Genomic DNA, 13,700 nt, shown 5'->3' with positions numbered 1-13,700 from the left:
ATAACATCTATCAAGCTGCATAAAGTGTCCAACTTATTATTGCAATTTGCGAAAATATACTTTATGGTGATTTTGTTGAAATATTATCAGTCAGCCTTAAAAGTGTCAATAAAAAGCAATAAAATCCAATTGTACATGATTTCTGGAACACAAAAAAATTAACCTTTACTTATCTTCGTAAAACGTTGATAAATAAAGGTTAATCAAACTTGATAATTCTATTGAATGCTGACTAGAGGATTCGAACCTCCGACCTCATCATTACTAGTGACGTGCTCTGCCAACTGAGCTAAGTCAGCGTCAACATTTAATATTGTATCAAATGTTTATAAAAAAGCAAACACTTTTTTACTTTAAATCAAAAAAATTGCTACAATAGTATCAATACATAATTCATTACTAGAAAGGATGATTCTATGGCTGGTTCGCTTGATTATTTGCGTTGGCGTGGTGATTTAACTTTTAAAGAAAAGCCATTTAATAGTATTGATGCCTCTTTACTAGCTTCTTTGGTATATCTACCTGTAGACAAATCTGCTGCGGGACACACCCTCAGTGAGGTCGCAGAACGCTTGCATGATCTTCCATCTTTCCAACACCAGATGCACGATGAAACTGGTGAAGAAATTTGGCTTCTTCCAAAGAGTCCCCGCCTTGGCGATATTAAAATTCTTAATTGGACTAATCGCATGGAGAAAGAGCCGCATCCTTTACAATTTACTGCCGCTGCTTTTGAAATTACTCAAAAAATAATTGTCATCTCTTACCGCGGAACTGACAGTTCCATGATCGGTTGGAATGAAGATATGAATATGAATTATAGGGCAGAAGTTTATGGTCAAAGCGTGGCAACCGAGTACTTTAAAACAATTGCTAATAAGTATCCGGACAGGCGTTTCTATTTACTGGGACACTCTAAAGGCGGCAACTTTGCGCAATACGCATTAAGTGCAGTTTCACCAGAATTACAAGATCGTGTGATTAAGGCTTTAAGCTTTGACGGCCCAGGTTTCTTTCATCAAGTTTATACGAGTGCGGGATTTCAACGTTCTATCGGCAAAATGAAGACTTATTTACCTGAAAGTTCCGTCATCGGCCAATGTTAGATCATCCTGAACGAGTTCTAATTGTTAAAACTAACGTACCGATGAGTTCCCAACATGATCCTCGTCGCTGGAAAGTTGGTCGTGACAGCTTTGTTTTAGCAGAAGGATTATCGACCGGTGCACGAATTTTACGCCATGCCTTAATCCACTTCAATCATTCTATTCCAACAGACAAACGTGGGGAAATGTTTTCCGCTCTTTTTGACGCTTTTGAAAACTGCGATATTAGTGATGTTAATCAAATTACCAATCACAAATTAGTCGGTACTTATCTCTTGGGGAAAGTACTCATGTCCCTTGAGCCTAGTCAACGCCAGATTATCACCAGCATGTTTGCTGATATTTGGAATTCATACCGTACCAATTTAAACTTACCATTCGTTGATGGTGAATTTCAATATTATCCTAAGAGCAACGATTCAAAAAAAGCGCCAATCTTTTTCGAATTCTACGATCCAGACCATCCAGCAGTAAAACTAGACAAAGAAGTTTTAAAGAGAAACAAAGATGCAATGCAAAAACATTCTAAAGAATAATCATATTGTTTCATGTGTAACAAAAAAGCCTCTGCAAATGCAGGGGCTTTTAATTACTTTTTTACTTCAAAAGTTCCTTAGCTAATTCGAAATCACCTAAAGTAGCTGATCCATTATTTTCAACGGCGGGACGAACAATCAAGTCGTTCAATTCAGGCGTTGCAACATAGTTATTGTTAAATTCGTCGAAGAATTTACGGACCTTAACTAAATCATCTTCGTTTAAGACAGAACCACCAACGACCATTACGTCTGGACGAGCAGTCATGTAAACATTGTACAAAACTTGTGCTACATAGTAAGCAACGTAAGTGAAGACTTCATTATCACGAGATAACTTTTCACCAGGGATTCCAGTTCTACCTTCAAGAGATGGACCAGCTGCCATCCCTTCCGCACAGTTTGCACCGTGGAATGGGCAGTGACCTTCATAATCATCGCCTGGGTAGCGTTTAACAAGCATGTGCCCCATTTCTGGGTGATTGTTAAGTCCGATCATTTCTCCTGCTTGAACCATCCCTGCTCCGATTCCTGTACCGATAGTAATGTAGAAGTAGGTCTTAGAGTCATCTCTGCCGCGGGCAATATACTCACCGTAGCAAGATGCATTAACATCAGTTGTCATCACAACAGGAATACCCAATTCTTTTTCAAAGAAGCCTTTGAAGTTAGTGCCTGACCAGCCTGGCTTTGGCGTATCAAGAATGTAACCAAATGTGCGTGAACTTGGGCTAATATCGATTGGACCAAAAGTACCAATTCCTAAAGCATCTACTTTATTCTTCTTAAAGAATTCTGCACTCTCTTGCAAGGTCTTCTTAGGATTTTCGGTTGAAATCCGGTCACGGGCAATAACTTCGCCACTTTCAACATCTTGAACTGCTACGATAAATTTTGTTCCACCGGCTTCAATACTACCGACAAATTTCTTTTCTGACATAATTTCATCCTTTTCTTGTAAGTTTTTATCTAAAAAAGTTTTAGTGCTGAATTTATTATAAAGAAAAAAGCCTTCATGTGTAAAGGCTTTCAGATATGAGTTGTTAGATTTTTATTACTTCCCCGGATCGCTATGCGCATAATCCAAATTCGAGAAGCGGTTATATGGCTTGGAGAACATCAACTTCACCGTACCTCGGCTACCTGAACGGTTCTTCTCAATAATAACTTCTACTTCCCCATTGTCGTCTTCTGCGCCAACTTCACCGCTATCTTGACCGCCATCATCATCGTCACTTTCTTCATCACGATAATAGTCATCACGATATAAGAATGAAACAATATCGGCATCCTGTTCAATAGAACCAGATTCACGAATATCTGACAATACTGGACGTTTATCTTGTCTTTGTTCAACCGAACGTGACAACTGCGAAAGCGCAATGACGGGTACGTGTAATTCCTTAGCTAGCTTTTTTAACTGCCGTGAAATTGCAGAAACTTCTTGCTGACGTGATTCACTACGTGGACCTTCAATCAGCTGCAAGTAGTCGATAACGATCAAACCTAAAGGCTTATCGCCATCGCCGCCTTTTTCCTTAGCAAGACGTCTTGACTTAGCCCGGATTTCACTCATCTTGATACCCGGAGTATCGTCGATATAAATACTGGTATTAGCTAATGAACCGGAAGCCACAACTAACTTACGCCACTCTTCTTCATCAAGCTGACCAGTTCTAAGATGTTGGGAATTGATCAAGCCTTCTGAAGCCAGCATTCTTTGTACTAATTGTTCTCCACTCATTTCAAGAGAAAACATTGCTACAGTCTTGTCAGTATAAAGTCCAACATGTTGAGCAACATTCAAAGCAAACGAGGTTTTACCAACACCAGGACGAGCTGCAATAATAATTAGTTCATCATCATGCAGTCCAGTTGTCATTTTATCTAATTCCGCAAAACCTGTTGGCAAACCAGTTACCAGATTTCCATCATCCGGGATATTATTAATTTCCTCAACGGCATTGTTAACAATATCCTTGATCTTTCTAAAACCACCAGTGTCATTTTCTGAAGAAACATTCATGATTTCACTTTCGGCATCATCAAGAATGTCAGTAACATCATCGCTGCCGTCGATAGCATTAGAAATAATCTTCTGACTGGCTGAAATTAAACGTCTAAGTAAGGCTTTACGGTGAACAATTCTAGCGTAATAAGTTACGTGTTCAGCAGTCGGAGTTGAAATGGCTAGCTGTGACACATAAGCAATTCCGCCAATATCTTCGAGTTGATTTCGCTTAGTTAATTCATCTTGTAAGGTAAGTGGATCAATCGCATCCCCGCGATCAGATAAATCCATCATTGCTTCATAAATTAACCGATTTGCCCGTTCATAGAAGTCATCCGACTGAACTACCGCACTAGCATCGGCAATTGCTTCTGGATCGATAAAAATCGCGCCTAATACGGCTTTTTCAGCATCTGAATCGTGCGGAATTTGTTGAGAGACAATATTATCCATCAATCACAACCACTTCAAAAAATAAAATTAATCTTGTTCAGTAACGTGAACGCGAATAGTTGCTTCAACACCCTTGAACAACTTAACGTGAACATTGGTGTATCCCAAAGCCTTGATTGGTTCTGGCAAACTTAACTTACGCTTATCGATCTTGATGCCGTATTGTTGCTCCAATCCTTCAACAATCTTCTTGCCTGAGATTGAACCAAACAAACGAGAATCTGCGCCAGCCTTTGATTTGAAGTTAACTACAGTTTCGTCCTTATCAAGAACTGCCTTGATCTTTTCTGCTTCAGCCTTTTCTGCTTCGTAAGCTGCCTTTTCATTAGCTTCAACACGCTTTAAGGTGTTCATGTTACCCTTAGTAGCTTCTTTTGCAAGACCACGCTTGATCAAGTAGTTTTGTGCGTAGCCATCTGGAACATTCTTAACTTCACCGCGCTTACCGCGACCTCTTACGTCTTCAGTAAAAATAACTTTCATAGTTTTCTCCTTTATTCGTCTTCTTTTTCGTATTCATCAATTGCTTTCAGAAGTTCTGCTCGAGCTTCTTCAACAGTCACGCCTTTAATCTGCGTTGCTGCATTAGAGAGGTGACCACCACCACCTAATTTTTCCATAATGATCTGAACATTGATCTTACCCATTGAACGAGCTGAGATACCGATTGTATCTTGACTACGTCTAGTAATAGCGAAGCTGGCCTGAACATTTTCAAGATCTAAAGCAGTATCTGCAGCTTGCGCTGTGATAATCGGATCAATTATTTGATCATCAGGTCCACAGATCACAGCCATATGCGGTTTAACCATCTTTAGTGTAGCAACTAAATGGGTTCTTTCAAGGAAACTGTCAATATCTTCCTTAAGAAGTGAACTAACAATTGTTGAGTTAGCTCCAATTGAACGCAAGTAGCTAGCTGCATCGAAGGTTCTTGTTCCTGTTCTAAGTGAAAATTCTTTAGAATCAACCACAATCCCGGCAAGCATCGCTGTTGCTTCAAGATCTGTCAAGACTCTTTGACCACCAGCAGGTTGTTGGTACTCGATCATTTCCGTTACTAACTCACAAGCAGATGAAGCATAAGGTTCCACATAAGTTAACATTGGATTTTCTGGGAATTCTTCGCCTCGTCTGTGGTGATCTATAACGATTATTCGGTTCTTTAAGCGATCATATAGCTTCTTAGAGTAGGTTATTGAATACTTAGAGTGATCTACCATGACCAAGACAGACTTGTCTGTAACTTGATCTAAGGCGTCTTCAGGGCTAATAAAGATATCAGTATCCTGCTTTTCTTTTTGCATTCTAGCTACTAAACGACCAACATCATAGTTAGTTTCATTAGTATCAAGAACAAAATTGGCCTTAACATCATGCAGGCGAGCAATCTTAACAACACCAATTCCACTACCAACTGAATCCATATCAGGACGCTGGTGTCCAACAACAAAAACGCGATCAGCATCTTTGAACAACTCTGTAATTGCCTGAGCAACCATTCTTGCACGGACCCTAGTTCGTTTTTCCATTGGATTGGACTTACCACCGTAGAAGCGGGCATCTTTTCCTGGTTGGCGAAGAACAACTTGGTCCCCGCCACGTCCTAGAGCTAAATCAAGGTTAGATTGAGCCTGGTTAGCAATTTCAGTCAAAGATTCACTACCAAAGGCTACCCCAACTGATAAAGTCAATGGACGGTTATTACGGTTTGTTTCCTGACGAACCTTATCTAAGACTGAGAACTTGTCCTTTTCCATTTGTTCAAGATCAGACATATGAAGCAGGATCAAAAAGTGGTCTTCATCGATTCGTTTGAGATAAGCATTATATTTTTTTGCATAATCGCTCAACGTATTTTGAATATATGAGAACATACTGCTGAGTTCTTGGTCATGCATTGATTCGCTCAACTCATCATAGTTATCGATAAAAATCAAACCAATTGCTAGACGCTCTGCCTTATATTTTTCCTCGATCTTAGCATAACGTGAAATATCTAACAGGTAAATGACGCCCAGATCATCTTGAACAACCATTTCGAATTGGTGATCGTCCCATTGCACAATGTGATTTTCAACAGTTTTGGCCTTAATTGCATCGTTAAGAAGCTTGTTCAAATCAGGATCAACTGCTTCAATCGTGTGTCCGATGAGATCATCATCTTTTAAATACAACTGCAGATAAGGATTTACCCATTGAATCTGATGATTATGATCATATAGCAGAATACCCAGCGGCATCTTAATCATCGCTTCTTGTTCACTGCGTTTAATTCGGTAGGATAAGTTAATTGCAAAATTATTTGCATTACCGGCTAAAACATAGGTCCCATAAACAGCTACTGCTACTGTCAAAATGAAAATTAAGACTAGCGCCAACCCAAGAAGTGGATTCATAATCATCCCAATAATACTGCCAAATAATGACAAAGCCAAAATGATGATTAATGAAGCTGTTAACCGCGAATCATTAATAAATGCGGGTAATTCTAGCTTGCGTAAAAAATCTTTCATGAAAGATCCTTTCCTAAATTAGGTATAATACATCAATTTTCATTATACCTTATAAGGCATGTTTAAGAAAAAGAAAGAAAAAAATAACTTCAAATCATAATGACTTGAAGTTATTTTTGATTATGTTGAAAACTATTAGTCTTCAGCAACGAATGGTAACAAGCCCATAATACGAGCTCTCTTAATTGCGTTAGCTACCTTACGTTGGTTCTTTGCACTAGTGCCAGTGACACGACGTGGTAAAATCTTACCTCTTTCTGAGATAAAACGTTTCAACAGATCTACGTCCTTGTAGTCAACGTAGTCAATGTGGTTAGCTGCAATGTAGTCAACCTTACGACGACGACGGCCGCCTCTTCTTTGTTGAGCCATATCCCTAGGTCCTTTCTTTAAAGTCTATTTTTAGAATGGAAGATCATCATCTGAAATATCAATAGTATCACCTGAACCAGCAAATGGATCTTGCGGGGTATTTTGTGATGCTGTGTTATTAATAGATGAATTATTGTTCATTCCATTATTTGGTTGGAAATTGTTAGTGTTTTGTGCGCCAGCATTTCCATTATTTGGTGTGAAACCACCATTTTGACCACGGGCTTCACGATCCTTGCGTGATTCGAGTAATGAGAAGTTATCTACAACAACTTCAGTTACATATACTCTTTGCCCGTCTTTATTATCGTAACTTCTGGTTTGAATTCGACCATCAATTCCAACTAATGAACCTTTAGAAGTAAAGTTACAGAAGTTTTCTGCAGCCTTTCTCCAAATTACACAGCTGATGAAGTCCGCGCCTCTTTCGCCCTGAGCGTTTGAAAATTGACGATCAACAGCGAGAGTAAACGTAGCAACCGAAATTCCACTTCCAGTAGTACGTAATTCAGGATCACGTGTTAAACGGCCAACAAGTACAACTCTATTAATCATACTTATGTCCTCCCTTTCCTAAATCACGGTCTCAAACGATAAATTATTTGTCCAACTTAACAGTCATTGAACGCAATACAGCAGTGTCAATCTTTGACAAACGGCTAAATTCGTTAACTGCGTCAGCGTTTTCTGCAGTGAAAGTCATGATGTGGTAAGTACCTTCACGATACTTGTCGATTTCGTATGCAAAATGACGCTTGCCCCAGTCTTTGGATTCAACCATAGTACCACCGTTATCAGCGATAACCTTGTCGTAGTTTTCAACAAGGGCCTTCTTTGATTCTTCGTCAATATCAGGCTTGATGATGTAAGTTACTTCGTACTTAGTAGTTGCCATGGACTATTGCACCTCCTTCTGGACTATATGGTTCTTACTAGAATTAAGAACAAGGAGTAATGGAAAAATTATTACTCGCAATTTCTAATTCTAGCATATAAATAAAAAAATTACCAAACATTTTCACGTGATCCTGAGAGTTTTTACCCCTCTATATATTAAATACGCAAAAAACATCTGATAATTTTTTATTTTCTAATTATTTTTAGCTTTCTGAATCGACATTAGCCTTTACTTCATTTTCAGCTTCAATGATTTCCTGATTTTCCTCATTTGGAACAGTTGCCAAACTTGAAACCTTGCTATCATTGTCGACTCTGATCAAACGTACACCCAAAGTGTTTCTTCCTGTTTGAGAAACATCGTTGATCTTGAAGCGAATCATAATTCCATCAGTAGTAATAACCATGATGTCTTGACTACCATCAACAACAGTTACACCAGCAAGTGGACCATTCTTTTCGGTAATGTTGGTAGTCTTAACCCCTTTACCGCCGCGGCCCTTAACTGGGTATTCCTTAGCTGGAGTACGTTTACCATACCCTTTTTCAGAAATAACAAGTACTTCATCATCTGGCTTAATTACTTCTGAACCAACAACGTAGTCATTTTCACGTAAATTAATACCGCGAACACCAGCTGCCGTACGACCCATTGGACGAACGTCATTTTCGTTGAAGCAGACTGCATAACCCAAGTGAGTACCAATTAAAATGTTTTGCTTACCATCGGTAGTTAAAACATTGCTCAATTCATCGCCGTCACGCAAAGTTAAGGCGATCAAACCGCTGTTTCTGATATTTTGGAATTCACTAACATGGGTACGCTTAACAATTCCCATCTTAGTGATGAAGAACAAGTAGTTGTCATCCGCATTTTCAGGAATGTTAACAACCGTTTGAATCTTTTCACCCTTATCCAGTTGCAATAAGTTTACAATTGGCAAACCTTTAGCAGTTCTACCGTATTCTGGAATTTCGTAAGCTTTCTTAGAATAGATCTTGCCCTTGTTGGTGAAGAAAAGCAGCATATCGTGCGTGCTTGAGTAGATCAAATGCTCAGTGAAGTCACCATCTTGAACACCCATCCCCTTAATACCTTTACCACCACGGTTTTGGGTCTTGAATTCGGTAATTGGCATTCTCTTGATGTAACCATTATGAGTCAAAGTAAGCAGCACATTTTGCTTTTCAATCAAATCTTCATCTTCGATTGAAATTACTTCGCTTGCACCAATTTCAGTACGGCGATCGTCCCCAAAGCGCTTTTGGATATCAAGCAATTCATCGTAGATAATTTGATCGATTCTTTCAGGCTTAGCAAGAATATCCTTGTAGTCAGCAATCTTAACTTGCAAGTCTTCGTATTCAGCCTTAACTTTGTCGCGTTCCAAGCCAGTCAAACGAACTAAACGCATGTCCAAGATAGCTTGAGCTTGCTTATCATCTAAATCAAAGCGGCTAATCAATGAAGCCTTAGCGATGTCACTTGATTCACTTTGGCGAATAATGCGCACAATTTCGTCAATATGATCTAAGGCGATTAGTAACCCTGCCAAAATGTGAGCTCTTGCTTCAGCTTTAGCTAATTCGAACTTAGTTCTGCGAGTAACAACATCTTCTTGGTGGTCCAAGTAGTGTTGCAACATTTGCTTCAAGGTTAAGAAGTGTGGTGCACCATCAACAATGGCAACCATGTTCATTCCGAAGTTAGCTTGCATTTGGGTTTCTTTGAATAAATTATTCAAAACAACACTGGCACTAGCATCGCGACGAATATCAATGGTAATTCTCATACCAGTTTGGTCGGATTCATCCCGCACACCAGTAATCCCATCAATTGTCTTTTCACGAGCTAAATCAGCAATCTTCTTAACAAGTTCTGCCTTATTAACCATGTATGGAATTTCAGTAACAATAATACGTTCGCGACCATTCTTTTCGGTCTCAATGTTAGTCTTAGCGCGAACAACAATGTTACCTTTACCGGATTCATAAGCGCGATAAATTCCACCGCGACCCATGATAATCCCGCCAGTTGGAAAATCTGGACCAGGAATTGCCTTCATCAAGTCCTTTGTAGTTGCATCAGGATTCTTCATCAACATGTGAAGACCACTAATAACTTCAGTCAGGTTATGTGGTGGAATGTTGGTTGTCATACCAACAGCGATACCGTTAGCACCGTTTACCAATAAATTTGGAATTCTAGCTGGTAAAACTACTGGTTCGTTTTCAGAGTCATCGTAGTTTCTTTGCCAATCAACAGTATTTTTGTTAATGTCGCGTAACATTTCAACTGCGATTTTACTCATACGTGCTTCGGTATAACGCATTGCAGCTGGTTCGTCCCCATCGACTGAACCGAAATTACCGTGTCCATCAACTAACATGTAACGGTATGAAAAGTCTTGTGCCATGTGGGCCATAGCCAAATAAATTGAGGAGTCACCGTGTGGGTGGAATTTACCCATAACGTCCCCAACGATTCTGGCAGACTTCTTATATGGCTTATCAGGCATAACGCCCAATTCGCTCATTCCGTAAAGAATACGACGTTGTACCGGCTTTAAACCATCACGAACATCTGGAAGAGCACGTGCAACGATAACTGACATCGCATAATCCAAGAAGGAGCTGCGCATAACGTTAGTTAAGTCAACGTTCCGGATTCTACGATCTTGTGTTTGATTGTCGTTATCCATTTATTTCCTCCTAAGCATCCAAGTTTTCAACGTATTTGGCATTGTTCTGAATGAAATCACGTCTTGGAGCTACTTCATTCCCCATCAATAATTCAAAGACTTCATCGGCATCTTTAGCATATTCTGGGCTTACTCGATCCAATCTGCGGTTTTCTGGGTCCATTGTTGTTTCCCAAAGCTGTTCTGCAGACATTTCACCTAACCCCTTGTATCGTTGAACAACAGGCTTAGGACTTGGTTGCAACCCGCCTAGATAATCATGAAGTTCTTCATCAGTATCAAGATATTTGATTACTTTACCTTGACGAACTTGGTAAAGAGGTGGACGAGCAATATATACATATCCTTTTTCGATCATTGGACGCATGTAGTTGTAGAAGAGGGTCAAAAGAAGGGTTCTAATGTGAGCCCCATCGACATCGGCATCAGTCATGATGATCAACTTGTGGTAACGAGCTTTAGATACGTCAAAATCAGCACCAAAGCCAGTTCCTAAAGCAGTGAACAATGAACGGATTTCTTGGTTAGCTAAAATACGGTCCATTGACGCTTTTTCAACGTTTAAGATCTTACCTCTGATTGGCAAAATAGCTTGCGTCAAACGTGAACGACCTTGTTTTGCGGAACCGCCGGCAGAATTACCTTCGACGATGAACAATTCTGAAATACTTGGGTCATTACTAGTGTTATCAGCTAATTTACCTGGCAAGTTAGCAATTTCTAATCCTGACTTCTTACGAGTAACTTCACGAGCACGCTTAGCAGCAGTTCTAGCACGTTCAGCTAATTGAGCCTTTTCAACAATCTTACGGCCAACACTTGGATTTTCCATTAAGAAGCGGCTAAAGGTTTCAGCAAAAGCGCGGTCAACTGCAGTTCTAGCATCTGAGTTACCAAGCTTAGTCTTAGTCTGACCCTCAAATTGTGGGTTCGGGTGCTTAACTGAGACAACCGCAGTCATCCCTTCACGAATATCTTCACCTGAAAGATTATCGTCTTTATCCTTAAGGATCTTAGCCTTATGTGCGTAATCATTAACTACACGAGTTAAAGCAGTCTTAAATCCAGCTTCGTGCATCCCACCTTCATAAGTGTGAATGTTGTTGGCAAAAGTCATCAAAGTTGTCTTATAGCCATTTGTATATTGCAAAGCAACTTCAACGTTAATTCCTTCATAGTCACCTTCAACATAAATAGGCTCATCAAACAAGACTTCCTCAGATTTGTTTAAAAAGGCAACATATTCCTTAATTCCGCCTTCAAAGTGGAAGACGTCAGTTTCCGCAGTTTCCTTCCGCTTATCAGTAAATGTTAACTTCAAGCCTTTGTTTAAGAAGGCCAATTCACGGATTCTGTTCTTTAAGATTTTGTCATCAAAAGTAGTGGTTTCAGTAAAGATATCTGGATCTGGGTAGAAGTGAACGATTGTACCGTGTTCAGAAGGTGGCACCGTACCAACTTGTTTCATTTCGTCCTTAACACGACCATGATCAAAAGAAATAAAATATTTCTTACCATCCCGCATAACGGTTACGTCTAACTTAGTAGAAAGTGCGTTAACTACTGAAGCCCCTACACCGTGCAAACCACCGGAAACTTTATATCCGCCACCGCCGAATTTACCACCGGCGTGAAGAACAGTAAAAACAGTTTCAAGGGCTGGGCGGCCAGTCTTCTTTTGAATATCAACTGGGATACCACGACCGTCATCTTGAACAGTAACGCTACCATCTTCATTGACTGTTACTTCAATCTTAGTAGCATAGCCTGCTAAACGTTCATCGATACTGTTATCGATAACTTCCCATACCAAGTGGTGTAAACCTTGAGAACTAGTAGTACCGATGTACATACCAGGCCGTTTGCGAACAGCTTCAAGCCCACCTAAAACTTGGATTTGACTGGCATTATACTTGTCGGCTTCTTTTTCATATTTTTTCACCTGATCAAGCTTTTCATTTTGATTATCAGCCATTTAACTCTCCTCTTCTAAGCTAATCTTGCCGGATTTAATGTGATAAACCTTCGGTTGCTTAATTATTTCCCAGGAAATACCTTCCAAATCCGTGGTTGTAATAAACGTCTGTGTCTTACCATGAATATAATCAAGTAAGGCACTTTGACGCCCGTGATCTAATTCACTCATCACATCATCTAATAAGAGCAACGGATATTCATCCGTTAAATGATGTACTAGTTGGATTTCTGCCAATTTTACACTTAACGCAATTGAGCGTTGCTGACCTTGCGAAGCATAAAGATGCGCATTTTTGCCGTCCAATTTAAATTCAATATCATCGCGGTGAGGTCCTGACAAAGTTGTCCCCTTTTTGATTTCCATCTGCTTAGTCTTTTTGAAATTTTCTAAGATTTTTTGGTAAATCGTTTCGGTATCATCATCAACTTCAATTGACGCAACCGATGGATGATATGCTATCGCTAATTTTTCACTAGCTAAGCTGATATGTTCGTAAGCATCGCTAGCAGCATGACTTAAATACTCTAAAAATTTAAAACGGCGGAAAATAATTTCTGCCGCAATTCCTGATAATTGATCCGAAAGAACATCAAGAAAAACTTCATCTTTAGCTTGGCCTCGCGATAGCTGCTTTAAATAATTATTTTTCTGCAGTAATACCTGACGATATTTGCTAGCAAAATATAAGTATTCCGCATTCACTTGACCAAATTCTTGATCCATGAACCGTCTGCGCAGCGCTGGCGCTCCTTTAATCAAATCCAGATCTTCTGGTGAAAAAAGAATAGCATTCAACTGACCGACATACTTGGATAACTTGGCTTGTTCAACGCGATTAATCCAGACTTTCTTGCCCTTCTTTGTTATTAAGATGCGCAAGTCCAAATTAACTTGGCTTTTATGAATACGCCCCATGATGTTGGCAAATTCCTTATCAAAAGCAATTAATTCGCGATCGCTACTAGTTCTGTGCGACCGCGTTAATGCCAAGAAATAAATTGCTTCAAGTAAATTAGTTTTTCCTTGTGCGTTCTTTCCAATAAAGATATTTACATTAGGATCAAATTTTGTATCTATATTTGCTAAATTGCGATAATTTTGAACGATAAATCGATCCAAATACATTAAA

The 13,700-nt window shown here is 39.5% G+C and carries 10 protein-coding genes, 1 tRNA gene and 1 pseudogene; 1 reads left to right on the top strand and 11 read right to left on the bottom strand.

Annotation, left to right across the window (positions count from 1 at the left end; all coding sequences use genetic code 11):
• Nucleotides 1–226: 226 nt before the first annotated feature.
• Nucleotides 227–299, bottom strand: a tRNA-Thr gene (locus FC46_RS07215).
• 117 nt (nt 300–416) lie between these two features.
• Between FC46_RS07215 and FC46_RS07210 the strand changes: the two are divergent.
• A pseudogene (locus FC46_RS07210) lies at nt 417–1,642 on the top strand (DUF2974 domain-containing protein).
• A gap of 61 nt (nt 1,643–1,703) precedes the next feature.
• Here the strand turns inward: FC46_RS07210 and FC46_RS07205 are convergent.
• The 10 genes from FC46_RS07205 to recF form a co-directional block, all read right to left on the bottom strand.
• Complete coding sequence (locus FC46_RS07205) at nt 1,704–2,582, bottom strand: ROK family protein (protein ID WP_057799265.1); 879 nt, start codon at nt 2,580–2,582, stop codon at nt 1,704–1,706.
• Between the two features lie 114 nt (nt 2,583–2,696).
• Nucleotides 2,697–4,106 (bottom strand): replicative DNA helicase, encoded by a 1,410-nt coding sequence (dnaB, locus tag FC46_RS07200; RefSeq protein WP_057799263.1) that lies wholly within the window; start codon nt 4,104–4,106, stop codon nt 2,697–2,699.
• A gap of 27 nt (nt 4,107–4,133) precedes the next feature.
• On the bottom strand, nt 4,134–4,589 hold the full coding sequence (gene rplI, locus FC46_RS07195; protein ID WP_057799261.1) for a 50S ribosomal protein L9: 456 nt from the start codon (nt 4,587–4,589) through the stop codon (nt 4,134–4,136).
• 11 nt (nt 4,590–4,600) lie between these two features.
• Nucleotides 4,601–6,622 (bottom strand): DHH family phosphoesterase, encoded by a 2,022-nt coding sequence (locus tag FC46_RS07190; RefSeq protein WP_057799259.1) that lies wholly within the window; start codon nt 6,620–6,622, stop codon nt 4,601–4,603.
• Between the two features lie 135 nt (nt 6,623–6,757).
• On the bottom strand, nt 6,758–6,994 hold the full coding sequence (gene rpsR / locus FC46_RS07185; RefSeq protein ID WP_003549366.1) for a 30S ribosomal protein S18: 237 nt from the start codon (nt 6,992–6,994) through the stop codon (nt 6,758–6,760).
• Nucleotides 6,995–7,024: 30 nt separating this feature from the next.
• Entirely contained in the window at nt 7,025–7,549 is a 525-nt protein-coding gene (gene ssb, locus FC46_RS07180; RefSeq protein WP_057799256.1) for a single-stranded DNA-binding protein, read from the bottom strand.
• 43 nt (nt 7,550–7,592) lie between these two features.
• Nucleotides 7,593–7,889: a 30S ribosomal protein S6 gene (gene rpsF / locus FC46_RS07175; RefSeq protein ID WP_057799254.1), complete on the bottom strand. Its 297-nt coding sequence runs from the start codon at nt 7,887–7,889 to the stop codon at nt 7,593–7,595.
• Between the two features lie 205 nt (nt 7,890–8,094).
• Nucleotides 8,095–10,593: a DNA gyrase subunit A gene (gene gyrA, locus FC46_RS07170; protein WP_057799253.1), complete on the bottom strand. Its 2,499-nt coding sequence runs from the start codon at nt 10,591–10,593 to the stop codon at nt 8,095–8,097.
• Between the two features lie 10 nt (nt 10,594–10,603).
• Nucleotides 10,604–12,568, bottom strand: coding sequence for a DNA topoisomerase (ATP-hydrolyzing) subunit B (gene gyrB / locus FC46_RS07165; RefSeq protein ID WP_057799251.1), 1,965 nt, complete (start codon nt 12,566–12,568; stop codon nt 10,604–10,606).
• A complete protein-coding gene (gene recF / locus FC46_RS07160) occupies nt 12,569–13,696 on the bottom strand; it encodes a DNA replication/repair protein RecF (protein ID WP_057799249.1) in 1,128 nt (375 codons plus the stop codon).
• Nucleotides 13,697–13,700 lie beyond the last annotated feature (4 nt).

It is taken from the genome of Lactobacillus kalixensis DSM 16043 (assembly GCF_001434335.1).
Taxonomy (GTDB): domain Bacteria; phylum Bacillota; class Bacilli; order Lactobacillales; family Lactobacillaceae; genus Lactobacillus; species Lactobacillus kalixensis.
The sequence above is the reverse complement of the archived record's forward strand: the minus strand, read 5'-3'. Positions and strand labels throughout refer to the sequence as shown.

Excerpts from the sequence above, each read along its gene's own strand:
- FC46_RS07190 (WP_057799259.1), bottom strand. The coding sequence starts at position 6,622 with ATGAAAGATTTTTTACGCAAGCTAGAATTACCCGCATTTATTAATGAT.
- rpsR (WP_003549366.1), bottom strand. The coding sequence starts at position 6,994 with ATGGCTCAACAAAGAAGAGGCGGCCGTCGTCGTCGTAAGGTTGACTAC.
- rplI (WP_057799261.1), bottom strand. The coding sequence starts at position 4,589 with ATGAAAGTTATTTTTACTGAAGACGTAAGAGGTCGCGGTAAGCGCGGT.
- gyrB (WP_057799251.1), bottom strand. The coding sequence starts at position 12,568 with ATGGCTGATAATCAAAATGAAAAGCTTGATCAGGTGAAAAAATATGAA.
- gyrA (WP_057799253.1), bottom strand. The coding sequence starts at position 10,593 with ATGGATAACGACAATCAAACACAAGATCGTAGAATCCGGAACGTTGAC.
- ssb (WP_057799256.1), bottom strand. The coding sequence starts at position 7,549 with ATGATTAATAGAGTTGTACTTGTTGGCCGTTTAACACGTGATCCTGAA.
- dnaB (WP_057799263.1), bottom strand. The coding sequence starts at position 4,106 with ATGGATAATATTGTCTCTCAACAAATTCCGCACGATTCAGATGCTGAA.
- FC46_RS07205 (WP_057799265.1), bottom strand. The coding sequence starts at position 2,582 with ATGTCAGAAAAGAAATTTGTCGGTAGTATTGAAGCCGGTGGAACAAAA.
- rpsF (WP_057799254.1), bottom strand. The coding sequence starts at position 7,889 with ATGGCAACTACTAAGTACGAAGTAACTTACATCATCAAGCCTGATATT.
- recF (WP_057799249.1), bottom strand. The coding sequence starts at position 13,696 with ATGTATTTGGATCGATTTATCGTTCAAAATTATCGCAATTTAGCAAAT.